Origin of the sequence: Kitasatospora purpeofusca, assembly GCF_000718025.1 — a bacterium.
GTDB lineage: Bacteria > Actinomycetota > Actinomycetes > Streptomycetales > Streptomycetaceae > Kitasatospora > Kitasatospora purpeofusca.
This window is the reverse complement of sequence record NZ_JODS01000002.1, coordinates 473,485-499,254: the sequence shown is the minus strand read 5'-3', so window position 1 is coordinate 499,254 and position 25,770 is coordinate 473,485. Positions and strand designations below refer to the sequence as shown.

At 75.7% G+C, this 25,770-nt stretch carries 22 protein-coding genes; 11 read left to right on the top strand and 11 right to left on the bottom strand.

Translation table 11 applies throughout. From position 1 onward, the window contains the following. Position 1: 1 nt before the first annotated feature. From IF01_RS43575 to IF01_RS0105270, 4 genes are all read right to left on the bottom strand, one after another. On the bottom strand, positions 2-922 hold the full coding sequence (locus IF01_RS43575; RefSeq protein ID WP_051740208.1) for an SAF domain-containing protein: 921 nt from the start codon (positions 920-922) through the stop codon (positions 2-4). Between the two features lie 95 nt (positions 923-1,017). Then, positions 1,018-1,962 (bottom strand): hypothetical protein, encoded by a 945-nt coding sequence (locus IF01_RS0105280; RefSeq protein WP_149030252.1) that lies wholly within the window; start codon positions 1,960-1,962, stop codon positions 1,018-1,020. Next, on the bottom strand, positions 1,956-2,528 hold the full coding sequence (locus tag IF01_RS43570) for a hypothetical protein (protein ID WP_157855164.1): 573 nt from the start codon (positions 2,526-2,528) through the stop codon (positions 1,956-1,958). The genes IF01_RS0105280 and IF01_RS43570 overlap by 7 nt, the downstream gene beginning before the upstream one ends. Positions 2,529-2,717: 189 nt before the next feature. Continuing rightward, entirely contained in the window at positions 2,718-3,614 is an 897-nt protein-coding gene (locus IF01_RS0105270) for a hypothetical protein (RefSeq protein WP_157855163.1), read from the bottom strand. 314 nt (positions 3,615-3,928) lie between these two features. Between IF01_RS0105270 and IF01_RS0105265 the strand changes: the two genes are divergently transcribed. The 3 genes from IF01_RS0105265 to IF01_RS0105255 all read left to right on the top strand — a co-directional run bounded on the left by IF01_RS0105265 (position 3,929) and on the right by IF01_RS0105255 (position 6,490). Next, positions 3,929-4,372, top strand: coding sequence for a pyridoxamine 5'-phosphate oxidase family protein (locus IF01_RS0105265; protein ID WP_030392080.1), 444 nt, complete (start codon positions 3,929-3,931; stop codon positions 4,370-4,372). Positions 4,373-4,534: 162 nt separating this feature from the next. Continuing rightward, on the top strand, positions 4,535-4,987 hold the full coding sequence (locus IF01_RS0105260) for a MaoC family dehydratase (RefSeq protein ID WP_030311871.1): 453 nt from the start codon (positions 4,535-4,537) through the stop codon (positions 4,985-4,987). A gap of 255 nt (positions 4,988-5,242) precedes the next feature. After that, entirely contained in the window at positions 5,243-6,490 is a 1,248-nt protein-coding gene (locus IF01_RS0105255; RefSeq protein ID WP_078879711.1) for an MBL fold metallo-hydrolase, read from the top strand. A gap of 34 nt (positions 6,491-6,524) precedes the next feature. Here IF01_RS0105255 and IF01_RS0105250 read toward each other — a convergent pair whose 3' ends face one another. From IF01_RS0105250 to IF01_RS0105240, 3 genes are all read right to left on the bottom strand, one after another. Continuing rightward, positions 6,525-7,484 carry a DUF389 domain-containing protein gene (locus IF01_RS0105250; RefSeq protein WP_030392078.1) on the bottom strand — a complete coding sequence of 320 codons (960 nt, stop codon included), beginning with the start codon at positions 7,482-7,484 and terminating at the stop codon, positions 6,525-6,527. 212 nt (positions 7,485-7,696) lie between these two features. Continuing rightward, positions 7,697-10,441 carry a DUF7824 domain-containing protein gene (locus IF01_RS0105245; RefSeq protein ID WP_051754929.1) on the bottom strand — a complete coding sequence of 915 codons (2,745 nt, stop codon included), beginning with the start codon at positions 10,439-10,441 and terminating at the stop codon, positions 7,697-7,699. Beyond that, positions 10,438-11,835 carry an SWIM zinc finger family protein gene (locus IF01_RS0105240; protein ID WP_030392076.1) on the bottom strand — a complete coding sequence of 466 codons (1,398 nt, stop codon included), beginning with the start codon at positions 11,833-11,835 and terminating at the stop codon, positions 10,438-10,440. The genes IF01_RS0105245 and IF01_RS0105240 overlap by 4 nt, the downstream gene beginning before the upstream one ends. Positions 11,836-12,028: 193 nt before the next feature. On the opposite strand from IF01_RS0105240, the gene IF01_RS0105235 reads away from it, so the two are divergent. From IF01_RS0105235 to IF01_RS0105210, 6 genes are all read left to right on the top strand, one after another. Then, the gene (locus tag IF01_RS0105235; protein WP_233289996.1) at positions 12,029-12,937 is read left to right on the top strand and encodes an acyl-CoA thioesterase; all 909 of its coding nucleotides are present in this window, start codon (positions 12,029-12,031) and stop codon (positions 12,935-12,937) included. Positions 12,938-13,085: 148 nt separating this feature from the next. Beyond that, a complete protein-coding gene (locus tag IF01_RS0105230) occupies positions 13,086-13,739 on the top strand; it encodes a TetR/AcrR family transcriptional regulator (RefSeq protein WP_030392074.1) in 654 nt (217 codons plus the stop codon). A gap of 211 nt (positions 13,740-13,950) precedes the next feature. After that, positions 13,951-14,808: an alpha/beta fold hydrolase gene (locus tag IF01_RS0105225; protein ID WP_078879677.1), complete on the top strand. Its 858-nt coding sequence runs from the start codon at positions 13,951-13,953 to the stop codon at positions 14,806-14,808. A 58-nt stretch (positions 14,809-14,866) separates the two neighbouring features. Then, positions 14,867-15,256, top strand: coding sequence for a MerR family transcriptional regulator (locus IF01_RS0105220; RefSeq protein ID WP_030392072.1), 390 nt, complete (start codon positions 14,867-14,869; stop codon positions 15,254-15,256). Between the two features lie 183 nt (positions 15,257-15,439). Further along, on the top strand, positions 15,440-17,083 hold the full coding sequence (locus IF01_RS0105215; protein WP_051754928.1) for a BCCT family transporter: 1,644 nt from the start codon (positions 15,440-15,442) through the stop codon (positions 17,081-17,083). Between the two features lie 150 nt (positions 17,084-17,233). Then, positions 17,234-17,419: a hypothetical protein gene (locus IF01_RS0105210; protein WP_030392070.1), complete on the top strand. Its 186-nt coding sequence runs from the start codon at positions 17,234-17,236 to the stop codon at positions 17,417-17,419. A gap of 295 nt (positions 17,420-17,714) precedes the next feature. Here IF01_RS0105210 and IF01_RS43565 read toward each other — a convergent pair whose 3' ends face one another. Further along, complete coding sequence (locus tag IF01_RS43565; protein WP_051754927.1) at positions 17,715-19,616, bottom strand: DUF2398 family protein; 1,902 nt, start codon at positions 19,614-19,616, stop codon at positions 17,715-17,717. Between the two features lie 315 nt (positions 19,617-19,931). Here IF01_RS43565 and IF01_RS0105200 point away from each other — a divergent pair, with 315 nt between their 5' ends. After that, the gene (locus IF01_RS0105200; protein WP_030392068.1) at positions 19,932-20,696 is read left to right on the top strand and encodes a lysoplasmalogenase; all 765 of its coding nucleotides are present in this window, start codon (positions 19,932-19,934) and stop codon (positions 20,694-20,696) included. Positions 20,697-21,124: 428 nt separating this feature from the next. Here the strand turns inward: IF01_RS0105200 and IF01_RS0105195 are convergent, their stop codons facing one another. The 3 genes from IF01_RS0105195 to ggt all read right to left on the bottom strand — a co-directional run bounded on the left by IF01_RS0105195 (position 21,125) and on the right by ggt (position 24,727). Next, complete coding sequence (locus IF01_RS0105195; protein WP_030392067.1) at positions 21,125-21,739, bottom strand: hypothetical protein; 615 nt, start codon at positions 21,737-21,739, stop codon at positions 21,125-21,127. Positions 21,740-21,910: 171 nt separating this feature from the next. Next, positions 21,911-22,714: an exodeoxyribonuclease III gene (locus IF01_RS0105190; RefSeq protein WP_030392066.1), complete on the bottom strand. Its 804-nt coding sequence runs from the start codon at positions 22,712-22,714 to the stop codon at positions 21,911-21,913. Positions 22,715-22,933: 219 nt separating this feature from the next. Next, positions 22,934-24,727: a gamma-glutamyltransferase gene (gene ggt, locus IF01_RS0105185; RefSeq protein WP_030392065.1), complete on the bottom strand. Its 1,794-nt coding sequence runs from the start codon at positions 24,725-24,727 to the stop codon at positions 22,934-22,936. 232 nt (positions 24,728-24,959) lie between these two features. Here ggt and IF01_RS0105180 point away from each other — a divergent pair, with 232 nt between their 5' ends. Then, complete coding sequence (locus tag IF01_RS0105180) at positions 24,960-25,709, top strand: hypothetical protein (protein ID WP_030392064.1); 750 nt, start codon at positions 24,960-24,962, stop codon at positions 25,707-25,709. Positions 25,710-25,770: the final 61 nt, after the last annotated feature.

Genomic DNA, 25,770 nt, shown 5'->3' with positions numbered 1-25,770 from the left:
CTCAGTTCCCACCCGCCCCGGTCGGCGCTCCCGAGGCCGCGGGGCGTCCGGCGGCGGGCGCACCGGCAGCTGGAGTCCCGGCGACCGGAGTTCCCGCGGACGCCCCGGAGACGGCGGCCGGGGCCGCCGCACCGCTCGTCGGCGCACCGGCGGCGGGGGTGCCGGTGGCACCGGGGGCCGGCGTGCCCGGGGCGGCCGCGCCGGGCGAGGCGGCGGAGGGGCGCGGGGCCAGCACCACCTGGATCCGCCCGGTGGCCACCCAGCCCGCCAGCTTGGCGGCGTCCGCCTCGTTGACGACGACGTCGAACACCTGGCTGCCGTCGCTGTCCGGCCGGCCGGCGTTGTAGACGGTGGCGGCGAGCGTCTCCGACCGCCCCCCGTCCGAGGTGTACACCACGATCACCGGCAGGCCCGGCTGGAGCCGGGTGGCCGGCAGCTGGGTGCGCCGGGCCGCGACGCCGACCAGCAGCTGCCCCGGGTTCAGGACCAGCGACTGCGCGAGGTCCGACCTGGTGAGCAGCCCACCCCGGTGGAGGTCCGTGGTGGCCCGCATGCCGATCGCCTTGGCCCGGTCGGCCGCGTCCAGCGGCTTGAGCGCCGGGTCGCTCGCGATCCGCACGGTCACCAGGTCGCCCTCGGTCAGCGCCTGACCCCACGGAACGTCACGGGCCAGCGCCAGCACGGTGATCCGCTGGCCGGTGCTGTTGTAGAGCACCGCGCCGCCCAGCCCGCCGGCGGCTATCAGGGCCACCGCCATGGCCAGCACGGCGGGCCGCCTGCGCCGGGCGCCGAGCGCCCGCCCGGGGGTGCGCGGGGCACCGCGCCCCTGCTCCGGCACTGCCACGGGCGCGGGCGCGGTGCTGCTCGCGGTCGCCGTGGCGGACGTGCCGGAGCCGGATGCGGCAAAGGTACGGTTCTCCACCGGGCTTCGGCCTTCCTCGCGTCGTTCGTCGGTCGGTGCTGTGCTTGCGGCGTCGTCCGGTCACCCGGTCGAGCACCCTGCTGGTCGAGGACCCGCTAGTTGAGGACCTGCACCTCGGCCACCGGGAACTGGAGCCGCACGCTGGTCTCCAGGTCGATCGGCGCCACCGTCTGGGTGCCGCCGGTGATGGTGACGTCGCCGACCCAGTGCACGGTGAGGGTCCCGTAGAAGAGGCCGTCCTTACGGGTGCCGGAGCCGGTCGTGAAGACATGGCCGCAGGTCGGCGACGGGGTGGCGCCGTACTTCGGGTCGTACGGGGTTCCGGCGCCCACGCACGTCTTGACCGTCTCCTTCTTCGGGTCCAGCTGGTCGCCCAGGCTCCACTCCAGGCTCTTCAGCCGGGGAGTGACGGTCACGGCGATGACGTTGCCGTGCACGGTCTTCGCGGCCGGGGGCTGCGGGTTGGCCAGCCAGAACCAGACCGGTACGCCCACCACGGAGGTGCCCTCGGGGGCGATGCCGGGCACGGGGTCCGGGAAGACGATCTCGTCGGCGGCGTCGTGGGCCAGCGCGACCGGGTTGTCCGGCGGCGGACCGGCGGGCGGCTGGGCGAAGAACTCGGGCGGGCCGGGGCTGAGGGTGCCGTCGCCCTGGACGCAGGTCGGGTTGTAGACCCCGCCGTCCTCGGGCTTGTGGCCCTTCCAGACCGGATCGCTCGCCGCAGGCGGCGGACTGGCGAGCCGCCAGTAACAGCCGGTCGAGGCGCTGAACCAACCGAGTTCCGGATTGTTGCAGGCGAACTCCCGGCCGTTGTAGGTGCACACCTGCGGCCCGCTTCCGGTCCCGCCCCCACCACCACCGCCACCGCCCTTGGGCGGCTTGGTGGTGGTCTCGCTCGTCCCGGTGCAGATCACGTTCACATGGCAGCGGGTCGCACCCCCGGTGGGAGTGGAATCCGCGACGGCGGTGCCCGTCGGGGCCATCAGTAATCCGGCGAACAGCGGCGCGCCGATCACCCATCGTCGTACCGGCTTCAGCATGTGCGTCCCACCTCCCGCTTGAACTCGTGGATCAGCCAACGCGTTCGGAACTGTCGTAGCGAAACGGTCGCCACGTACCGGGTGAGCCGGTCGGGCGGGTCCATGACCGCGCGGGTCGCGGCGTCCGCCTGGTGCCACCCGGACACGTCCAGGCAGTCCTCGATCACGGCGGTGTTCGGATCGGCCGTGATGTCGACGGACTTCACGACCGGGGAATTCTTCGGAGTGCCCGTCATCACCAGTTTGGCGTCGTGCAGTTGCTTGAGGTTGACCAGCGCGTCGGTCAGTACCTGTCCGGACGCGAAGGTGCTGAAGTTCGACCCGTCCGAGTCCGGCTGCGCATAGGCCTCGGCCTGGGCGTTCCACCAGTCCTGATAGGCCCTCACCGCATCGCGTGCGGCAGCGCCTTCGACGCCGTCGGTCGGCGCGTTACCGACGTTTGCCGAACCACCCGAAGGAGTTACCGGAGTCACCCCCGCAACCGTGGGCGCGTTCGTCCCCAGTCGATCGGCGGACCCCCCGGCCCCGCTGCTGGAACAGCCGCTCAGCAGCAACGCCAGAATCACCCCACCGATCCCAACCGCCCCAGGGCGCAACACAATTCCGCGCTGCCGCATCGCCCCACCTTGTCGCAGCCGGCCCCGTGTGTGGTCCGGGGCCGCCAGAAGAATTCCGCAGTCCCGCCGGTGTTGCCTCGCGAGCATCGATTCTTCGCCAAACCGAGCCTTCACGGCAACACCTGGGGCCTCCTGACCTTACGCGGAAGGAGGATCCGTCGGGGCACTTTCCCGCCACAGAAGAGCCAACAGTTCTTCGGAAAGCGACAATCCGGCCAATGCGCCCCGAATCGCGGCCCGATTGCGCATCAACAGGCGCCCGCCCTCCGGCGGTACGAGCAGGCGCACACCCGGCGCCTCGCCCTGCCGCGGGGGCGCACCGGCGCCGTCCCCCTCCTGCGGGGCGCCGCCGTCGAGCAGCGCGCCGACGGCCGGCTGCAGGTCGTGCGGACCGACGGCGGCGGGCGCTCCCGGGACACCCTGCCGCAGCACGGTGGCGAGCGAGCGGCTGAACGACCCGGGGCCGCCGGGGAGCACGGCCTCCCGGCCGCGTCTGCCCGGGGTGTAGCGGGCGGGCGCGTGCCGGCCGATCCGGCCCCAGAGCGGGACCCTCGGGTAGCTGAGAAGTTCCCCGGCGCCGTCCTCGCCGCCGCCGCGCTCCAGCGCCGCCCAGGTGTCCTTGTCGACCACCGCGTCGACCAGCAGCAGCGCCTCCTCCTGGTCGCCGTGCACCATCGCGCTGACCACCCAGTCCCAGGCCAGCCCGCGCCGGTAGGCGTTGTCGGCGGTGGAGCCCGCGGTGACCAGGGCGAGCCGGCGGCCGCGCGGGTCGGCCACCAACTGGCCCACCAGGCAGACCAGCAGCCAGCGGCCCGGCCGGGCGGCCGCCTCCCGGACGGCGGTGAGCATGGCGTTGGCGTCCGCGCCGGGCTCCACCACGGTGACCCGGCTGTCGGCCGCACCGGTGTCGAAGCACATCCCGGGCAGCACCTCGGCCAGTTCCCTGGCGCCCTCGGCCGCCCGGGCCGAACCGCCGAAAGCCCGGTCCGGCCCGCCGTCCGCGCCGATCACCACCAGATCGATCCCGCTTGCCACCCGCACCGCCCCCTCCTGCCCCTGCCCCGGACCCGGTCCTCCGGGGCCGCCGAACCGTTCCGCCGCCCGCTCCGGGCCCCGCGGCACAACCGGTGCGCCCCGGTGCCACCGCCGGGCAGGCTATCGCCCCGGAGTGTCGGCGTCCGGACTCCGGGCGCCGCCTTCTCGGCGAGTCCGGCCGACGCGGCCGTCCTCCAGCTGCCCTCCGCGCGTTCCCCGTCGCCCGTCCGCGTCCGGACGACGGCCCCAAAGCCCTGCCGTTCAGGGACCATGGGCCCTGTCCGCCCGCGCCCGGCAGGGGGACGATCGGACGCATGGACCGTGACGACGCACTGGACGACGAACCGGAGGAACTCGGCGCCGAGGCGTGCCTCCGCCTGCTCAGCACCGTGCCCGTCGGACGCGTGGTGTACACCGAACACGCGCTCCCGGCCGTGCTGCCGGTCTCCTTCGAGGTCGTCCCGGACGGGCGCCTGCTGCTCGCCGTGCGCCGGGACAGCGCTACCGCGCGCGGGCTGGACGGCACCGTCGTCGCCTTCCAGGCCGACCGGCTGGACCCGCTCACCCGCAACGGCTGGAGCGTGCTGGTCCACGGCCGGGCGGACATCCTGCGCGACCCGGAGCAGATCCTCCGCGCGCTGCGCTCCGGGCTGCGGCCCTGGACCGACGAGCCCGACCCGATGTTCGTCGCGGTGGTGCCCGAACTGATCAGCGGCCGTCGGCTGTCCGCGTCCGGCCACGCCGTCCCGCACGCCTGAGGGTCCCGCACGCCCGAGGCCGACTGCCACCAAGCACGCGACCGCCCAGGACGGGCGCCTGCGGCGGACCCCTGACAGGTGACCGGCGAGTAGGCATACTCTGCGGAGTTCGCACCACCGCACCGCGACCGCTGTCGCACCGCCCGCCCTCAGGAGCGCTCCGTGACGATCTTCGCCTCCCTCGCCGAGCTGACCGCCGCCGTCGGCACCGAGCTGGGGACCAGCCAGTGGCACACCGTCGACCAGGCACGGATCGACCTGTTCGCCGAGGCCACCGGCGACCACCAGTGGATCCACGTCGACCCGGAGCGGGCGAAGGAGAGCCAGTTCGGCTCGACCATCGCGCACGGCTACCTCACGATGTCGATGATCCCGGTGCTGGCCAAGGAGTGCTACGGCGTCGAGGGCGTCCGGATGGCGCTGAACTACGGCTCGGAGAAGGTCCGCTTCCCCGCCCCGGTGCCGGTCGGGACGGCGATCCGGGCCACCGCCGAACTCGTCTCGGCCACCGAGGTGTCCGGCGGGGTGCAGGCCGTGGTCCGGTTCACCATCACCAGCGCGGAGAGCGCCAAGCCGCACTGCGTCGCCGAGACGATCACCCGTTTCTACTCCTGATCACAAGGGAAGGCCCCTGGTCGGCGGACGGCGGCCGCCGCTCGCCGGGTCCGGAGGGCCGAGCACGAGTAACCTCCGACGAGATGGTTGTCGTACCGACCGGTGTCCCCGCCGACGGTGCGCGCCCCGGCATGCCAGGTATCCGTCGCCGTCCTTGGAGGTGCCGTGCCCCGCCCAGCCGCCCCGTGGTACTCCCGCGTCCCCGGCCTGTCCTCCGCCCTCACCGCGCCCCCCGGCCGGACCGGGCTGTCCAGCCTGACCGGGCTGCCCCGGGCGGCCTGGCACCGGGTCCGGACGGACGCCTTCGGCGCGGAGCCGCGGGGCGAACGGCTGGCCCGGATCCACCGCTCCCCGCAGTTCTCCGACGGCGCCTTCCGCAACCCGGTGCCGACCCGCCGGCTGGTCTACGAGCGCAGCCCGCTGGAGATCACCCGCGCCCAACTGGCGGCCGACCGCGTCCGCCGGGTCCCGGCCGCCGCCGTGCCGCTGCACCGGCTGCTCCCGGTCGACCTCGCCGAGCCGCCCGCCTCGGGCCTTCGGCTCACCTGGCTCGGCCACGCCACCGTGCTCGCCGAGATCGGCGGCCGCCGGGTGCTGTTCGACCCGGTCTGGGGCGAACGCTGCTCGCCCTTCTCCTGGACCGGCCCCAAACGGCTCCACCCGGTGCCGCTGCCGCTCTCCGAACTCGACGGGGTGGACGTCGTGGTCGTCTCCCACGACCACTACGACCACCTCGACATGGGGACCGTCCGGGCGCTGATCGGCACCGGCGCGACCTTCGCCGTACCGCTCGGGGTCGGGGCGCACCTGGAGTGCTGGGGCGTGCCGGCCGACCGGATCGTCGAGCTCGACTGGTGGGAGTCGGCCGAGGTGGCCGGACTGACCCTGACCGCCACCCCCGCCCGGCACTACTGCAGCCGCGGCCCGCGCACCAGCCCGCTGTTCCTGTGGGCGTCCTGGGTGGTGGCGGGCGGCGGCCGGACCGTGTTCCACAGCGGGGACACCGGGTACTTCGCGGGCTTCGCCGAGATCGGCCGCCGACTGGGCCCCTTCGACGCGACGATGGTGCAGGTCGGCGCCTACAGCGACTTCTGGCCCGAGGTGCACATGACGCCCGAGGAGGGCGTCCGGGCGCACCTCGACCTCGGCGGCGAGGTGCTGCTGCCGATCCACTGGTGCACCTTCAACCTCGCCCCGCACCCGTGGGAGGAGCCCGCCGAGCGGGTGGTCGCCGCCGCGCGGGCGCAGGGCGCCCGGCTGGTGGTGCCGCGCCCCGGCAAGCCCTTCGAACCGGTCGAACCGCCCGCGCTGCGGCGCTGGTGGCGGGCGGTGGCCGCGCCGCCCGGGGACGGCACAGCGCTGGTGGTACCGGACGGGTCGGCGGACACGACGGCCGGGCCGGTGCCGCCCGACGCCGACGCGACAGCGGGGCCCGCGTCGCCCGGCCCGGACGGTTCGCGCCGACCGCGGCGGGCGTCCGAGGACGACGGCGTCCCGGTCTGAGCGCCGCGCCGCCACCGCGCTGCCGCGGCCGGGCTCAGCCGGCCGCGCGCGGCCGCCGGACCCGCCGGGCCCGGCGGCGGATCCGCTCCCAGGCTTCGTGCTGCACGACCAGGGTGAGCAGCCCGGCCAGCACGATGCCGGCCAGGTTCAGCAGCAGTTGCAGGCTGGAGCCCCAGAACTGCCGGAAGTCTCCGTAACCGAGGGCGACCGCCGCGTTGGCGGCGGCCGGCACGGTGGTGACCGAGATCGCCACCCCGACCATCATCCCGGCCTTCGCCGAGGTCAGGGAGAGCAGTCCGGCGATGCCCGCCAGGAAGGCCACCACGAACGAGGTGGCGTCCGGCTGCCAGATGAACGAGGTGTTGGGCCGGGCCGCGTCGAACTCCTCCCGGGTGAACAGCCCCAGGCCGTCCATCACCAGGGTGAACAGGACGGTCGACGCCATCGCCACCGCGAACCCGGTGACCAGCGCGTTCAGTGAGCGCAGCGCCGGGCGCGCCCGGCGCTGCACCAGTGCGACGCAGAGCCCGGCCAGCGGTCCGAACTCGGGGCCCACCGCCATGGCGCCGACCACCAGGATCGCGCTGTCCAGCACCGCCCCGCAGGCCGCCAGCATCGTCGCCACCGCGAGGAAGGCGAGGTAGACGCCGGTGAGGGTGGACTCCTCGTGGGTGATCTCGGAGACCGCCTCCCACACCAGCGCGTCGGCGCCCTCGCCCGGCGCGAGACGCTCGGCCTCGTCGGCGGCCGCCGAGAGCGTCAGCCCGATCTCCTGGACGTCGATCGCTCCGCGCTCGGGCAGGCCGGTCCCGCGCAGGCCGACCAGTACCTCGTCCGCGGACTCCCGGGCGACGTCGCAGAGCACGACGTCCCCCGCCGGGCGGACGGCCGCGTCGGGCAGCACCACCACATGGGTCACCCCGACGCAGTCGTCCAGGCACTTCAGCACGGTGTCGCGGAGGTCGACGGGAACGATCAGACGCAGGTGCAGCACGGAGGCTCCGGACGGGCGCGGCGGAGGGGTCCCGCCCACCCTAGGGTGTGGCGGTTCCGCCCGGCCCGGCAGGCCCCCGTGACGGGCCGTCGGGGGGAGCCGGACCGCGACGGACCGAGACGGACCGCGACGAACGGGGTCGGACGGGCTCGGACGGGATGCCGCCGCCGTTCCGGGCGCGCCGGTGACCGGGCCCCGGCTCGGCCCCCGACTCAGCCCCCGGCCAGGACGTCGCGCAGCGCTCGGGCCTCCTTCACCAGCCGGGCGGCGCCGGGGCGGGCCGCGGTGGCGGTCACCTCCGCGACCGGGCCGCGCGCACCCGAGCGGCGGGCGGCGGCGGTCGCGACCGCAAGCACGTCGGCGGTGCCCCGCAGGGCCTCGCCCCCGAGCAGCGCGGGCAGGGCGGGGGCCAGCACCGACCAGACGGTGGCGTAGGCCCCGGTGTCGGCGGCGGTGCCCAGCGCGTGCGCGAGCCGGTTCGGCTTCACCGTCCCGAGCGTGACGAGCTCGCCCAGCTCGCGGCCGAGCAGGGCGCCGTCCAGGTCGCCCCGGGCTGCCAGCACCAGCAGCGCGTCCACAGCGGCGGTGCGGTCCTCCGGGAACCGCGCGCCGAGACAGTAGGCCAGCGCCAGGTGCAGCGCCAGCCCGGCCGGGCCGCCGGCCTCGGCGAGCACGACCAGCATCCGGGCGGCGCCGCGCCGCTCCCGGTCGGCCGAGTCGGCGAACCGGTCCAGCCAGCGGGCCGCCAGCTCCTCCCGGTGGTGCGGGAGCATCGCGGCCCAGTGCTCGGTGGGCTCCCAGAGCCACTCGTCCTGCTTGCGGACCCGGGCCACGCTGGGCTCGGTGCCCTCCAGCAGCGCCCGGAAGTCCGGGCCGAGCCGCTCGCCCGCGGGACCGGCCGGTCCGCCGCTGCCGGGCTGGGCGACCGCGAGCCGCTTCAGGGCCTCCCACCAGCGGTCCCAGTACCGCAGCGGGCGCAGCGACGCCGGGGCCGGGGCGAACAGCACCCGCTCCGAGGGCTGGCCCGGCAGGCCGCCCGCGCGCAGCCACCCGGCCAGCCACCGCCCGGCGGGCGAGGCCAGCCGGTCGGCGGCGGCCAGCACCTCCGGGTCCGCCGTCGGGGCGACCCGCAGCAGCGCGGCGTTCAGGTCGGCCGGAGCGGCCGCCGCGCCCGCGGCCTCGTAGGCGGCGATCCGCCCGACCAGCGCGCTCGCGGCGATCGCGCCGGTGGCGTCGGTCGGCGTGGCGAGCAGCAGCGGCAGCGGGTCGGCCGCGACCCGCTCGGCCGCCTCGGAGATCCGGGCGGCCAGCACCGTGCCGTACACGGTGTTGTGCTCGCCGCGCAGCGGGTGCCGGCCCTTGTTCCGGAAGATGTGACCGGGCCGGTGCGGGTCCACCCGGCCGGCCACCACGGCGGCGAGGTAGAGCGCGTCGGTCGGGCCGCAGTCCTGCCAGCGGCCGACGTTCTGCCACGGATGGGCCCGCAGCACCGGCTCCAGTGCACCGGCCAGCGCCGGGCGGTCGCGGTGGGCGTGCCGGACCAGGCCGTCCAGGACCCGTTCGAAGACGGCGACGCCGGGCCGTCCGGCGGCCAGCAGCACGGCCAGCTCCTCGGCGACCTCCGCCGGGGTGGCGAGCGGCTCGCCGAGCGGGGCGGGCTCGGGGGCGGGCGGCAGCAGCTCGTCCCAGGCGGTGTCGTCCTCCCCCGAGCCGCCGAGCACGGCGCCGAACAGCGCGCCCGCCCGGGCGTGGTGGACGGGATCGAGCGCCTCGGCGGCGAGGCGCAGCTCCGGCAGGACGGCCTCGCCGGCGGCCTTCAGCCGGCGGGCGACCAGGTTGAGCGCCCGCTCCTGGAGGGCGCTGTCGGGGTGGCCGAAGGCCTCGGCGGCGGCGAGCGCGACCGGCCCGGAGCGCTCCGGCGCGCTCCGCGCGGCCTGCTCCAGCCAGGCGAGCTGGGCGCGCACCAGCTTCTTCTCGGCCCGGAACAGCACCACCGCCGAGGCCTCGGTGACCAGCTCCGGCTCGACCAGCCCGGCCTCGTCCAGCCCGGCGAGCACCTGCTGGGCGTGCCCGGCCACCGCGGAGAGGCCGTCGAGCAGCGCCATCAGGTCGCGGACCCGGGCCGCGTACTCCTGCGGCGTGGGCGCGAGCGCGGTCAGGACTCCCAGGAACGCCCGCTGGTCGGCGGCCCTGCCGCCGCGCACCAGCCGGCCCAGGCAGAGGTCGATCAGCTCCGCCCGCCCGACCGGGCCGTCCTCGGCCAGCCCGGCGATCGCCGCCGGCCAGCTGTCCCCGGGCCTGGTGCCGAGCCCGGCGTCGAGCGACCAGGCGACGTCGTCCAGCTCGAACACCCGGGGCAGCAGGACCGGGGTGAAGGCGTCCGCCCGCAGCCGCTCCAGCAGGGTGGTGGCGCTGCCGCGCGGGCCGTTCTCCCGGCCGGCCCCGGAGCGCAGCCACTCGGCGGTGAACTCGTCGGAGGCCGGTACCGCGCAGCCGGTGCGCCGCACCACCCGCTCGATCAGCGGGAAGAGGTCCCAGCTGAAGCCGGAGCCGCGTTTGGCGGCGAGCCGGCCCACCACCTCGATCTGCCACTCCTCCGGCTGGGCCTCGACGACCTCGGCCAGGGCGGGGTGGCGGGCCCAGGAGCGGCCGGTGAAGTCCCGGGAGCCGATCCAGGCGGCCGCACCGACCGGGCCGGGGTGGCAGCCGGCACCGGCCACCAGCAGCGCGCACATCCGCTGGTTGGCGGGCTTGGTCCACTCGCCGCGGTTGGCCCGGCGCAGTTCCTTGAGCGCCGGGACGCAGGAGCGCCGCTCGGCGGGCCCGAGCGCGGCCAGCAGCCGCGGCAGCCGGTCGGTCGCGCCCTCGTCGACCGCCCGCAGCACCGCCTGCACGGCGTCGGCCGCCGCCCCGGCGTCCGCCCCGGCCGGCGCCTCCGTCATGGTCCCCGTGCTCATCGCGTCCCCTCCTGCTCTCCGCCGCCGTGGGCCCGCGCCTCGCGGACCATGCCGACCGCCAGTACGTGCTTGCACGGCCCGCGCCCGCCCCGGTACTTCGCCCACCAGAGGCAGGTGCAGCCGACCGCGCCCGCCGCCTCCGTCCGCACCCGCTGGATGTGGTCGTCCACCGTGACGACCGCCGTCGCGCCGCCCTCCTCCAGCCGGACGGCGCCGGCGGCGACCAGCGCGCGGGCGGCCTTCAGCCGGGGGTTGGCCGACTCCGCCCGCCCCGCCTCGTAGGGGAGCCGGCGGTGGAAGTGGGCGGCCTCGGCCACGTCGTAGCCGATCTGCCCGGCGGTGCCGAGCCTGGTCAGCGCGGCCCGCACCCGGGCCGGGGTGAGGCCGGCCTGCTCGGCGAGTTCGGCGACCTCGATCCTCGGCTCCCAGGCGAGCAGCGCCGCGACCAGGTCGGCGTCCGGCTCGGCGGTGCCGGTGGCCAGCGCCCCGAGGACCCCGCCCTCGCCGCTGAAGCCCCGGGAGGCGTCCGGCGACAGGGTGAGGGTGAGCCGCATCCCCGGCAGCTCGACCTCCCAGGCGGAGGCCGTCGGGCCGTCCCCGGCCACCGGCGGGCCGTAGATCCGCAGCGCCCGGGCGTGCCGCAGCACCCGCTGCAGGGCGGCCAGCCGCTCCGGCCCCGGCAGGCAGACCGCACCGGCGACCGGCCTGGTGGTCGGCCGCAGGGTCCGCCCGGCCGGCACCACCCACTGGACCGTCCTGGCCCCGGCCCGGCCGCCGCGGGGCAGCGAGCGGAGGAAGCGGACCGCCTCGGCGGCCGGCAGCTCGGCCCGCAGGTCGAAGCCGGCGGCGGTCACCTGGGTCTCGGCGAAGCCGCGCAGCCAGCGCTCGGGCAGCGGGACCTTCTTCTCGACGACCGGCCCGTCGAAGGTGGTGACCTCCAGCGCGTCCGGGCCGACGGCGAGGTGCAGCGGCTCGGCCGGAGCGATCCGGGTGAGTGCTTCTCGCAACGGATTGTTGACGTCGACATTGGTGGTGCCGTGGCCGATCTCGCCGCCGTCCAGACCGGCGGCGAGCACGTCCAGCCGGGCGTAGACGCCGCAGCAGCCGGAGAAGGACTCGAACCGGAGCCGGTCGCCGTTGGCGGTGACCACCGGGTCGAGCGAGGCCCGCAGCTGCGGCTGGTAGTACCGGGCGGCGGCGACGTCGGCCACGGCGAGCAGCGCGGCGGCGGCCGGGGCCGGCTCGGCCAGGAAACCCGCGAAGAACCGCGGGTGGGCGGCCTCCCCCAGCGGGGTGGCGCCGCCGGACGTCTCCAGGGCGAGGCTCCGGCCGGCCGCGCCGTCGAGGACGGCGGACGGGCGCAGATAGGCGTACGCGTGTGCGGATTGCGACATGCCCGTAACGCTAGGTCAGGGCACTGACAATCGGCCGTCCCGGCTCCGGCGGCGGCCCGTCCGCCCCTGCGCCGCACCGCCGTCCGCCCTCCCCCGGGATCGGGACAATGGAACACGTTCTAGCAAGCGTGTTCGCCCGGACGGGTTACCCACGTCACACCGGTGGGGCGCCCCGGTCTGCCACTATGGGCCCGTGACAGAGCTGACCGAACAGGACAGACGGGCGATCGACACGGTCGGACCGTTCGCCGATCTGCTGCGGATCGAGACCCTCGACGAGAACACGTTCCGCGGCCGCTGCCACGCCGGGGCGCCGATGCGCGCGTTCGGCGGCCAGGTCGCCGCGCAAGCCCTGGTGGCGGCCGGGCGGACGATCGGGGCGGACCGCTCGGTGCATTCGCTGCACGGCTACTTCCTGACGCCCGGCGACCCGGGCCACCCGATCGACTACCGGGTCGACCGGGTCCGCCAGGGCTCCTCCTACGCCACCCGGCGGGTGACGGCGCTCCAGCGGGGGGAGACCGTCTTCACCCTCTCGGCGTCCTTCAAGCGCCCCGAGCCGGCCGCCGACCGGCACCGCGAGATCCCCGCGCTGCCCGGCCCCGAGGAGCTGCCGGACGCCTTCGCGCACTGGGACGACGAGGCCCGGGCCGCACTGGCCGCCAGCGGCTTCGGCGCCCTGGAACTGCGCTTCGTCCCGCCGGACGCGCCGGGCGTGCCACCGGCCGTGCCCGGCATGCCGCAGCAGTTCGTCTGGCTGCGGGCCGGCTCCCCGCTGCCCGACGACGACCCGCTGCTGCACGTCTGCGCCCTCACCTACCTCTCTGACCTCACCCTGGCCTCCACCGCCGGGCTGCACGTCCAGCCGAACTTCTTCCAGCGCACCGAGCCACCCCGGCTGCTGATGGCCTCGCTGGACCACGCGATGTGGTTCCACCGGCCGTTCCGGGCCGACGAATGGCTGCTGTTCGCCCAGCGCAGCCCGTCCTCCTCGGACGGCCGGGGGCTGGCGCTGGGCGAGTTCTACGACCGCGGGGGCAGGCTGGTGGCCTCCGCCGTCCAGGAGGCGCTGATCCGCGAACGCCTCGTCGCGCCCCGCTGACCACCCGGTCCGTCCGGCCGCGCCGCCCGGTCGGCCCCGCCGCGCCCGCCGCTCGCCGCCCCGCCCGCGCCCGGTGACCGAGGGGCGAACGGCGGGCGGCCGGTCGGCGTCATATTCCTGAGCGGCCCCGGCCCGTATCATGGTGCGGGTGACCAAGGTTGACCTGTCACCACGGCCGGTGGAGGCGATGTCTCCGCGTCAGCTCGAACGCCGCGAAAGCCTGATCGCGGCGGCGCTCGCCCTGGTGAACGAGATCGGCGTCGAGCGGCTGCAGATGAAGCAGGTCTGCGAGCGGTCCGGAGTCGCCCTGGGGACGGCGTACCGCTACTTCTCCTCCAAGGACCACCTGCTGGCGGCGGCGATCGCCGACTGGCACCGGCTGCTGCTGGCCGACCTGGTGGCGGAGCTGCGCGGACCGCGCGCCGGCCTGGGCGCCACGGACCGGGTGGCGCGGTTCGTCCGCGGGGGCATGCGCGCCTACCAGCGGCAGCCCGAACTCGCCCGGCTGCGGGTGGCCGTCGCCGCCTCCACCGACCCCTTCGCCAGCGAGGCGCTCCAGGGCATGGCCCGGGCCGACAGCACGGCGCTCCAGGCGGTGATGGCCGACGAGGTGCCGGCCGCCGCCAGCGACCTGGTGCGGCACATCGTCGGCCATGCCTGGCAGGGCGAGCTGACCGCCTGGGTGACCGGCCGCACCACGCTGGGCGACGCCAGACGGCGGCTGGAGGACGTGGTGCGGCTGGTGCTGAACCCGTACGAGACGCCGAGCCCGGCGCCGTACGAGGTCACGTCCACGGCCTGAGGCCCGACGCGGGCGCGGGCCGGCCCGGGCCAGATCTCCGGCCGGCCCGCGCTCCGACCTGCCCGCATGCCCGCGTGCCCGCGTGCCGGGGCGACCCGGGCGGAGCGGCGGGCTTGACCTTCACACCGGTGTGAACTCCTAGCGTGCGGAGCGGTCCGGCCGTCCGGCCCCGACCGCCCGTTCCGCACGACCCGCCCAGGAGAGCACCGCCATGACCACCCCGCCCACCACCGCGCCCGCCTCCCCCGCCTCCGCTGCCTCCACTGCCTTGCTTGCCTCCGCTGCCGCGCCGCTCGCCCGGACCGTCCTGGGCAGCGGCCCCGGGCTGCTGCTCGCCCACGGCGCGGGCGGCAGCGCACGCGACAACTGGGGCCCGCTGCTGGAGGACCTCGCCGCCCGCCGCACGGTCGTCGCCCCCGACTTCCCCGGCTCCGGCGACAGCCCCGCCGAACCGGGCGAGCTCTCCCTCGACGACCTGGCCGACCGTCTGGTGGCCACCGCCGACGCGGCCGGCCTGGCCACCTTCGACCTGGCCGGCTACTCGCTCGGCGCCGCCGTGGCCGTCCGGGCCGTCACCCGCCACCCCGGACGGGTCCGCTCGCTGCTGCTGCTCTCCGGGGTGGCCGGCGGCTCGCAGCGGTTCCGACTGCTCGTCGACCAGGCGGCCGCCCTCGCCGGGCACCCCGAGCTGATGGCCAACCAGATGCTGACCGTGGTGTTCGGCCGGACCTGGGTGGACGCGCTGCCCGCCGAGCAGCTCGCCGAGCTGCGCACCGCCCTGGCCGCCGCCCCGCTCCCGGCCGGCTTCCACGCCCAGTTCGACCTGGCCGCCCGGGCCGACGTCCGCGCCGAGCTGGCCCGGATCGGGGTACCGACCCTGGTCGTCAGCACCACCGAGGACGGACTGGTGCCGCCGGAGCAGCACCGCGCCCTGGCCGAGGGCGTCCCCGGGGCCCGGCTGGTCGAGCTGACGGCCGGCCACCTGCCGATGGTCGAGCGGCTGCCCGAGCTGCGGGAACTGCTGCTCGGGTTCCTGGCGGAGCACCCTGCCGACCCGGCCGCCGCCTGATCCCCGACGGCGGGCCCGCAGCGGGAACACCCGGCCGGGCGGCGGCGTTCGCCCGGTCATGCGCATCGGAGAACTCGCCCGCCTGACCGGGGTGTCCACCCGCCTGCTGCGGTACTACGAGGAGCAGGGCCTGCTCCGGCCCGCCCGCTCGGCCGGGGGCTACCGCGAGTACGGCGAGGGCGACACGGTCCGGGTGCGGCAGATCCGGGGCCTGCTGGCGGCGGGCCTGCCCACCCGGGTGATCGTCGGGATCCTCCCCTGCGCCAGCGGGCCGGTCCCCGCCCTGGAGTCCTGCCCGGACCTGCTCGCCACCCTCCGCGGCGAGCTGGCCGAACTGGACGCGCGGATCGGCGAGCTGACCCGCAGCCGGAACGCGCTGGCCGGCTACCTGGACACCGCCGGGACCGCCACCCCGTGGCCGGCGGTCCCGCTCCCCGCCGCGGCCTGACCCCGCCGGCGGCCCCTCGCCCCGTCGCACCCCGGGCCGGCTGACGGCCCCTCAGGTCGCCGCCCCCCGGCGCGCCGTCCCGACTCTCCCGACGAGGACTGGACATAGTACGACATGTATCCCTTTTAGATCATGTCGCCGACGCATGCCGTCGGCCCGCCAGTACGCCGCGAGAGGTACCCCATGACCAGTCAGCCCACCGGGCCGCCGGACGAACCCGCCGCCACCCTCCCCGTCGACCGGGTGGTCTTCGGAATCGGCGCGGTCGCGGTGCTCGGGGTCGTCGCCTGGGGCATCTTCGCCGAGGACAACCTCGGCCGGACCTCCAGCACCGCCCTCGGCTGGGTCCTGCACAACTTCGGCTGGCTCTTCGTCGTCGCCGCCGACATCTTCCTCGCCCTCACCGTGGTACTCGCGTTCAGCCGCTTCGGACGGATCCGGCTCGGCCGGGACGACGACGAACCGGAGTTCTCCACCCTCGCCTGGGTGGCCATGATGTTCAGCGCGGGCATGGGCATCGGCCTGATGTTCTACGGCGTCGGCGAGCCGCTCCAGCTCTTCGCCGCCCCGCAGCCCGGCTCCGGAATCGAACCGCAGTCCGCGGCCGCCGCCCAGCAGGCGCTGGAGTTCTCCCTCTTCCACTGGACCCTGCACCCGTGGGCGATCTACGCGGTCGGCGGCCTCGCGCTCGCCTACACCACCTTCCGCAAGGGCCGGGGCAACCGGATCTCCGCCGCCTTCGTACCCCTGATCGGCGAGCGCGGCGCCGACGGCTGGCCGGGCCGGGCGATCGACCTGCTCGCCGTCTTCGCGACCGTCTTCGGCTCGGCCACCAGCCTCGGCCTCGGCGCCCTCCAGGTGGCCGACGGCCTCGGCTACGTCTCCGACGTCAGCAACACCGAGCGCACCCAACTGGTGATCATCGCCTCGCTGAGCGCCGCCTTCGTCCTCTCCGCCTTCTCCGGCGTGCACAAGGGCGTGAAGTGGCTCTCCACCGCCAATGTGGTGCTGGCCTCGCTGATCATGCTCTTCGTCTTCGTGGTCGGCCCGACCGTCTTCGTCCTGGACGCGATCCCCTCCACCGTCGGCGGCTACCTCTCCGACCTGCTCGCGATGTCCACCCAGACCGGCGCCTTCACGGACGAGAACTGGCTCGGCACCTGGACCATCTTCTACTGGGCCTGGTGGCTGTCCTGGGCCCCCTTCGTCGGCACCTTCATCGCCCGCATCTCGCGCGGCCGCACCGTGCGGCAGTTCCTGGTCGGCGTCCTGCTGGTGCCCAGCGGGGCCACCGTGATCTGGTTCTGCGTCATGGGCGGCACCGCGATCCGGCTCGACAGCACCGGCGCCGCCGACCTCGTCGAGACCATCCCGCAGGGCGCCGAGGCCTCGCTCTTCGAAATGCTGCGCTCGCTCCCCGGCGGCACCGTGACCAGCGTGATCGCCGTGCTGCTGGTGATGACCTTCTTCATCACCAGCGCCGACTCCGCCTCGCTCGTCCTCGGCTCGCTCTCCAGCCGCGGCTCGCTCCACCCGCGCACCTGGCTGGTGGTGGTGTGGGGCGTGCTGATGGGCGGGGTGGCGGCCGCACTGCTGCTGGCCGGCGGACTCACCGCGCTGCAGAACGCCACCATCCTGGTCGCGCTGCCGTTCGTCGGGGTGATGCTGCTGCTGTGCGTCGCGCTGGTGAAGGAGCTGCGCACCGACCCCGCCGCCGGACCGTCCCGCTTCCACCCCGCGCACGGCCTGCGGGACGCCGTCCGGGTCGCCGTCGGCGAGGCCATGGCCGACGCCCGGCGCGGGAACCGGCGTCCCCCGACCGGGTGAACCCCACCTCCCCGGGGCGGGCCGCCGCCCGCCCCGGGGCACGGGCGTGACCTGCGGCGTTGCAACTGTCGCCCAAGCCGACGCCCACCCCCCATCCGGACTTCACCCGCACGTAGCGATCGTTAACACCGCCCTGGAAACCTCCCTGCCATGAACGCCATCCCTCCGGCGACCTCCCAGGACCCGCGCTTCCCCATGCCCAAGCGCCACCGACGCGTCCTGGCCAGCTCCGCCGTACTCGCTTCCGTCGCCCTGGGCATCCTCGGTGTCGGCGCCACCGTCGAAACGGTCCAGCACGGCACCGTCGCCACCGCCACGGCGACCGTCCGGAAGTAGCCCCACCGGACACACCGGCACCGCCGCACCACGGCCCACCATCGCCCGCCCCGCCCCGCTGCGGCGCGGGCTTTCCCGTGCTTGTTCCCGCCCATTCCCGCCCGGGGACCGGGGGCGGGCCGATGGAGGCCGGGCGGGTGGACCGGCCTCGGGGGCGGGAATCGTCGGCCCCGGGTCGGACCTCGGGTGACGACCGGTGCCATGGCTGAGGGGCTGGTGAGGAAGCGCGGCGGGGACGCCCGCGCAGGCCGACGGACGTCGCACGGGTCGACCGGCCCGGAGCAACGGACCGGGATCAGACCGGCTGGCCGGCCCGGGGGGCGGTGGGGGCCGGGATCGTGAGATCCGGGTCGGGCCGGGAGTGGCGGCCGGTGCCGGGGGCGGGGAGGAGATCGGGAGCCGGCGCGTAGCGGGCGGCGGGGGCGCGGAGGAGCCAGCCCGGGGGGCGGGTGCCGCGCGGGGCCGGGGTGATCAGGCCCATCCGGTGCAGCAGGTCGAGCGCGTCGCGGCGCAGCGCGGTGCGGTCGGCGAGGTAGTCGCGGCGCCAGCCGGCCGGCAGGCCGTACTCGTCGGCGATGTCGCCGAGCACGCCGTCTATCAGCGCGTCGGGGACCGGCACATCGGTGCCCGCGGTCTCGCCCGGGAGCGGCCTGACCTCCTCGACCAGGCGCTCGACCAGCAGCAGCGCGGCCTGGGCGGCCGTGTCGGCGCCGGGCAGGGCGAGGTCGGTGAGCTCCTCCGCCGGGTCGAGCAGGGCGACGCCCTCGGCCCGCTGCTCCGCCTCCAGGCCGAGGAAGTCGGCGAGCGCGGCCGGGCCGGTGCGGCCGTGGTCCCGCAGCCAGGCGCGCTGGTCCTCGGGCAGGTCGGCGGCGAGCACCGCCGGGGTCTCGGCGAGGCGGCGGCGGACGGCGGTGCCCGGCTCGGCCTCGGCGGCGCGGCGGATGAGGTCGGTGGCGTCGTCGGCGAGCGCGGGCGGGCCGACCGGGACGGCGCGGGCGAGTTCCCGGTCGACCGTCAGCACGGTGGGACCGGCGGCGGCCGGGTCGGCGAGGGCCGCGGCGGGGAGGTCGGTGAGCACCTGCCAGTCGGCGAGCACGGCGAACGCCATCGCGAGTTCGGCCCGGTCCGCCGGCCGCGCGACCGGACCGGGGCCGGGACGGACGGCGTCCATCGCGGCGAGCAGGCCGTCCAGCGGGAGCCGCTCGGGGGCGTCGACCAGCAGGGCCAGCGCGAGGGCGAGCTGCGCGTAGCAGCCGGGGGTGAACGGGGCGCCGGTGGCGGGGTGTTCGAGGCGGCGGGTGGCGCCGGGGCCGAGTCCGGCCTTGTGCAGGCGGGCGTGCCAGGGGCCGACCGCCAGGCGGTAGCCGAGCAGGGTGTCGAAGCGCTCGGCGAGCCAGTCGCGGTGACGGCGGATCAGCGGGAAGCCGTCGGCGTGCGGCCCGGAGGCGGTCACCAGCGGGTGGGCGAGGAGCAGCCGGGCGGCGATCCGGCGTTCGGCGGCGGTGGTCGCGGCGGAACGATCCTGCGGGACGGCGCCCGCACCCCGGGAGCGTTCGGGCTTGCGGTGGCGGCCGGGCTTGCCCGGCTTGGCGCCTGAGAGCACGACGGGCAGCGCGGCGGCGTCCCGGCGGGCGCGGCGCAGGCCGCCGGCCGGGCGCGGCTCGCGGGCGCGCAGCGGCGCGGGGATGTGCGCGGTGGGGCCGTGCCACCAGCTGACCTCGGCGGCGGGCGGCGCGGCGGCGGCCGGGTCGACGGCGGCCGGAGCGGTGGCCGGAGCGGCAGTGGCGGGTCCGGCGGCCGGAGCGGTGGCCGGAGCGGCAGTGGCGGGTCCGGCGGCCGGACCGGCGGGGGCGCCGAAGTGACGGGCCGGGTAGAGGCCGAGGGAGGCGGCGCAGAGGTCGTCGGCCGTGCCGGGCTCGGCCTCGGCGAACCAGCGCGCGAGCCGCAGCAGCCCGGGGTCCGGCGAGAGCCCGGCGACGGACGGGGAGCCGGAGTCGCGGACCGGTGCGGCGTCCTGCGGGGCGTCAGCTCCAGTACCGGGGGCGACCCGGGGGCCGGGTGCGACCAGGGGGCCGGGGCCGGATCCGCGTACGACGACGACGGCGGCGGTGGTGCCCCGCCCCGCCCCGCCCGTGCACCCGTCCGACGTGCCACCGGCCGTCCGCGCGGCGCCGGTCGCGTACTCCTGCTGCTCCATGTCGGGGACCAGACTAGACGGTGGGCGCGGCCCTCGCTGGCAGCTACCCGGGTCCCGACGACATCCGGCCGAACGGCGGCCGGGCCGCGACGGGAGGAGCGTCGACGCCCGGACCGGCGCCGGACCGGCGTCCGGCGGGCGACACGTCACCCCGGTTGCACGGCCGGACCTACGCACCGGTAACAATCTCTTCCACACCCCCTGCCGGTCGCCCGCGGTGCCCGGCAGGATGGTGACCGGCGCGGGCGCGCCCGCCCCCTGGCCGCCCCACCGCCGGCCCCGTCCGCTCCCCCACCGCCCGGAGGACACCGCCGCATGAGCATCCGTACGACCACCCGCGCCGTTCTCGGCGGCCGGCTGCGCTCCGCCGGCGGCCTGCTCACCGGCTACGCCACCACCTCGGCGGCCCACCTGGGGGCGCTGCTCACCGGCACGCCCGCGCTGCGCCACGCCACCAAGCCCGCGCTGATGCCGCTGCTCGCCGCGCACAGCGTCACCCGGGCCACCGAGGCGGGCCGGCGCGCGCCGAAGCTGCTCGCTCCGGCGCTGCTGCTGAGCGCGGGCGGGGACGTGCTGCTCCAGCTCGGCAACGACACCGCGTTCCTGGCCGGAATGGGATCGTTCGCGGCGGCGCACGTGTGTTACGTGACGATGTTCGTCGGCCAGGGCGCGCTGACCGACCGGCGGCGGACGATGGTGGTCGCGGCGGCGTACGCGACGGCCTGGGTGACGATGGTGGGCCGGCTCTGGCCCGATCTCGGGGATCTGCGGGCCCCGGTGGCCGGCTACAGCCTGCTGCTCGCCTCGACGGCGGTCGCCTCGGCCGGGCTCGGGGCGCGGGGCGGGTTGGGCGGGGCGCTGTTCCTGCTCTCGGACACGCTGATCGCCACCAAGCTGGCGAAGTGGCGGGAGCTGCCGGGGCACGACTTCTGGATCATGGCCACCTACCTCCTGGCGCAGTACCTGCTGGCGACCGGTGCACTGCGGGCCGCCGAGGAGCGGGAGGCCGCCGCCGACGGTCCGACGGCGGCCGAAGCCCCGACAGCCGCCGGGCCGGGCGCCGCCCCGGCCTGGGCGTGACTGCGGCTGTGGCTGCGGTTACCAAGTTCGCGACCACCGAATGCGCGGCCACCAAGCCCTGACGAACGCCCGGGCGCGCCGCACACCGGCCGAACGCACCGGGGTGCCGTCGGACGCTCCGTCCGACGGCACCCCGCTTTGCAAAGCCTCTACAGACTTTGCAAAGTGCACTTTGCAAAGTCGACGGCCACCCGGGCAGGCCGTGCCAACAGAAACGTTCCGCCCGACGAATCCGGCGCCGACCGAACGCGCGAAGGTGCCGTCGGACCCTGAGTCCGACGGCACCCCGGCACCGCAAAGCAGGCGTGGACTTTGCAAAGTGCCACTTTGCAAAGTCCACGAACACCCGCCACCCTGCCCAGGTACGGCCCACACGCCACAGGCCGCACCAATGGGCCGCACCAACGGAAACGTCCCGTTCCGTTCCCTCAGACGGACCCGGCGCCGGCCGAACGCCGACGCAGCAGCCAGAAGCCGCCGATCCCGCCCACCACCAGCAACGCGCCGCCGACGAGTTCCGCGGGGTCGGCAGCCACCGAACCGCCCAGACCGGTCTTCACCGCACCGTGCGGGGCGACCTGCTGACTGCCGGCACCGGACTGGCCGAGCGAACCCGCCCACTCGCCGGCCGCCTCGCTCCAACCGCCCAGGCCCGAGGGCGCGGAGGAGCCGCCGGTGGACACCGAGACCGTGGTCACCGTGACATTGGTGGTGAAGGCGCCGCCGTCCGGGCAGCTGCCGTCGATCTTGTTCTCGCCGCTGTTCTTGCCCGCCAGCCGGGCGGAGCCGGTGTGCTTGCCGTCGGAGCCGAGCGTGAGGGTGGCCGGGCCGCCCTCGAAGGCCGGCGAGTTGGCGGTGATGGTCTTGGCGTTGGGCTTGTCGGACTTCTCGCAGGCGACCGTGACCGTCACGGTCTGGCCCGGTGCGGCCTGGGACGGGCTGACCGAGGCCGCGCCGTCCTTGGCCAGCGCGAGGGGGGCCGTCAGGCCGGTCAGCACCGTCGCGCCGATCAAGGCGGCGGCGGCCGTACGCGTGGGGCGCATACCGGAACCTCCGGGTTCTCTCGGGCGCAGCCGGGGACTCCGAAGTCCACGTGATCGAACAACTACACCCGGTCACTCACCGACGGTAGGCACACCCTCCGCGCCCGGCCACCGCTCTGGCCCGTTCGAGGGAGAGCCGGCCGCGGTCGGCGACCGGCCCTCCCGCAGGCGTCAGAGGTCGAGGTCGACGACCACCGGGGCGTGGTCCGAGGTGCCCTTGCCCTTGCGCGCCTCGCGGTCGACATAGCTGTCGGTGACGGCGTCCACGAAGGGCTTGTTGGCGTAGGTGAGGTCGATCCGCATGCCCCGGTTCTTCGGGAAGGCCAGCTGGCGGTAGTCCCAGTAGGTGTAGGGGCGGTCGTACTTGAGCGGGCGGGGCAGCACGTCGTGCAGGCCGGCCGCGTCCAGCGCGGCGAGGGCGGCGCGCTCGGCGGGGGTGACGTGGGTCAGCCCCTCGAAGGCGGCCAGGTCGAAGACGTCCTCGTCGGTCGGCGCGATGTTGAAGTCGCCGAGGACGGCGAACGGGCGCTCACCGGCGGCGTCGTCCAGCGAGGCCACCCGCAGCGCCTCCAGCCACTCCAGCTTGTAGCGGTAGTGGGCGTGGTCGACCTCGCGCCCGTTCGGCACGTAGACCGACCAGACCCGGACCGGGCCGCAGGTGGCGGCGATCGCGCGCGGCTCGACGTCGGGCAGCAGGGCGTCGTCGGCGAGGTAGCCGGGCTGCCCGGGCAGGTCGCGGACGACGTCGTCGAGCCCGATCCGGGAGAGGATCGCCACGCCGTTCCACCGGCCGTTGCCGTGCGCGGCCGTCTCGTAGCCGAGCTCGCGGACGGGCTCGTACGGGAAGACGTCGGCGGCGCACTTCAGCTCCTGGAGGCAGAGCACGTCCGGCTTGGCGCTCTCCAGCCATTCGAGGAGCTTGGGCAGCCGCGCGGTGACGGAGTTGATGTTCCAGGTGGCGATGCGGACGGTCACGGCGGGCGGCCTTCCCGGTGGTTCGGTACGGACGGGGTGGGCGCCCCGGTCCCCGGACGACGCCCACCCCGAATCTACCGAACGGCACCGACAAAGCCGTCCGGCCGCACGACGCCGCAGCGCACCGACGCCGCAGCGGCCGGCCGCACGACGCCGGACCGCACAGCGCCCGGCGTCACCGCTCCCGGTGCTACCGCCCCGACCTCACCGCCCCCGGTGTTACGGCTCGGGCCGGACCACCGCCGCCGAGCCGCCGCCCCGGCGCACCGGTTCGGCCGCGGCGACCCAGCGGCCGTCCGGCAGCCGCTCGACACCGGTCGCCGCCCCGATCTCCGGTGTACTGGCGAACACATGGCCGAGCGCCTCCAGCCGCGCCCGTTCGGGCAGCGCCAGGAACGCGGGCTCGGCCTGGGTGGCGGCCGTGTTGCGCTGGCTGGCGCGCGGCGCGGCGATCGCCTGTTCCAGGCTCAGCCCCCGGTCGAGCCGGCCGAGCAGCACCTGGAGGGTGGTGGTGATGATCGTCGCGCCGCCGGGCGAACCGGCCGCCAGCACGGGCTCGCCGTCGCGCAGCACGATGGTCGGCGAGAGCGAGGAGCGCGGCCGCTTGCCGGGGCCGGGCAGGTTGGGGTCGGGCACGCCCGGCACCAGCGGGGTGAAGTTGAAGTCGGTCAGCTCGTTGTTGAGCAGGAAGCCCCGGCCGGGGACGGTGATGCCGCTGCCGCCGGTCTGCTCCAGGGTCAGTGTGTAGGAGACGACGTTGCCCCAGCGGTCGGCCACGGTGAGGTGACTGGTGCTCAGGCCCTCGTAGGGCTCGGCGGCCGGAGCCGGTCCCGCGGTCGTGCAGGCGGCGGGGTGGCGCGGGTCGCCGGGCGCGACCGGGCTGGTCAGGGCGCGGTCGGGGCTGATCAGGCAGGCCCGGGAGGCGGCGTACCGGGCGGAGAGCAGTTCCTTGACCGGGACGTCGTTGAACGCCGGGTCGCCCACCCAGCGGTTGCGGTCCGCGAAGGAGAGCCGCGAGGCCTCCAGGAAGTGGTGGTAGTACTGCGTGGCGTCGTAGTCGGCGACCTCGCCGTCCTCCAGGATGCCGAGCGCCTCGCCGACGGTGGTGCCGCCGGAGCTGGACGGGGCGATCGAGTAGAGGTCGTAGTCCCGGTAGGCGACATGGGTGGGCTGCTGGCGGCGCACCCGGTAGTCGGCGAGGTCGGTGGCGTCCACCTTGCCGGGGCGGGCGACCCGGCCGGAGGCCGGATCGACCGGCGGGTGCTGGACGGTGCGGACGATGTCGGCGGCGATCCCGCCCCGGTACAGGGCCTCGGTGCCCTCCTGGCCGAGCTGCCGGTAGGTGGCGGCGAGGTCGGGGTTGCGGAAGGTGGAGCCGACCGCCGGGAGCGCGCCGCCGGGCAGGAAGAGCTTGGCGGTGTCGGGGAAGTCCTTGAACCGGGCCTCGTTGAGCGCGGTCTGGTCCTGGAAGGTCTGGTCGACGGTGAAGCCGCGCTCGGCGATCCGCCGGGCGGGTTCCAGGGCCTCGGCGAAGCTGCGCCGGCCCCAGAGCCCGACGGCGGTCTCCCAGGTGGCCGGGGAGCCGGGCACTCCGACGGACAGGCCGCTGGTGACGGCGTCGGCGAAGGGCAGCGGCTTGCCGTTCTCCAGGAACAGCGAGGTGTCGGCCGTCCGGGAGGCGGTCTCCCGGCCGTCGATGGTGTGCACCCGGCCGGTGGCGTGGTCGTAGTAGACGAAGTACCCGCCGCCGCCGATCCCGGCCGAGTACGGCTCGGTGACACCGAGCGCCGCCGCCACCGCGACCGCCGCGTCCACCGCGTTGCCGCCCTTGCGCAGTACCTCGATCCCGGCCGCCGTGGCGTCGGCGTCCACACTGGCGACCGCCCCGCCGCGGCCGACCGCCTCGGGCACCTTCGCCGGCGGCGCCGCAGCCCCGGCCGGCCCGGCGGCGACCGTGCAGACCAGGGCCGTGGCGAGCAGCAACGGCGGTGCGATTCGTGCCAGCGCTCTCATCCGGAGTCCTCCCGATTGTCTGAATTGACGTCAACTCCGTTGTTTCACAGGAGCCATGACCCCGACAACAGCGCCTCGACGCTACCAACGGGTAGTTGACGCGGGCGTTGCGGACGGACCGGATCGGTTGGTCATATTTCGAATTCGAACAGATGAAGGAATGAAGAGCTTGTCATGTGAGCGGTAGTTTGTGCGGGCACATGGCTCCTCACTCCAAGGACACACCCCTCCCGTGTACCAGCCCCCGCCCCCGCCGTTCCCCGTCGTGGCCCCGCCGGACCCGCCCCGCCCCTGGTGGCAGCGGCGCGGTGTGCACATCGCGAGCTTCCTGGTCTTCCCGTTCGCGAGCTTCCTGATCGCCTGGACCCGGCCTTCCCGGCCGATCTGGAGGAAGCTGCTCAGCAGCGCGGTCGCGGCGTTCTGCTGCCTGGTCTGGATCAGCGCGGCGACCGCCCCGAAGCCGGCCCCGCAGCCCCCCGCCCCGGTCACCCCGCCCACCGCGACCGTGACCGTCACCGCGACGCCCACCCCGGTCGAGACGCCGACGGCGTCCCCCGCTCCGACCCCGACCGAGCCGCCGGCACCCGCTCCGGCGCCGGTCGAGACGCCGACCCCGACGGCGTCGGCTGCGGTGCCCCCGCAGCCGACGCCGGAGCCGCCCGCGCCAGTGACCCCGACCCGGGCACCGGCGGCCCCCACCTCGAAGTCGGCGACCAAGCCCACCCCGGCGGCGCCCACCGGCACCCCGGCCGGCGGCTCGACCACCGGCGGTGACGGCTCGACGGGCAGTTCCTCGACCACGGGCGGGTCCTCGACGACCGGCGGGTCGAGCAGCGGCGGTTCGAGCAGCGGCGGCGGTGCCACCGTCCACCCGGGCTCGTACTGCTCCCCCGCTGGCGCGACCGGCGTGACCAGCGCGGGCACGCCGATGGTCTGCAGCCCCAGCACGGACGGCCGCAACCACTGGAAGTCCGCCGGCTGACAACCACCCCGGAATGCCTCCGGAGCAGGAAGTCGGCCGGACCGACTTCCTGCTCCGGAGG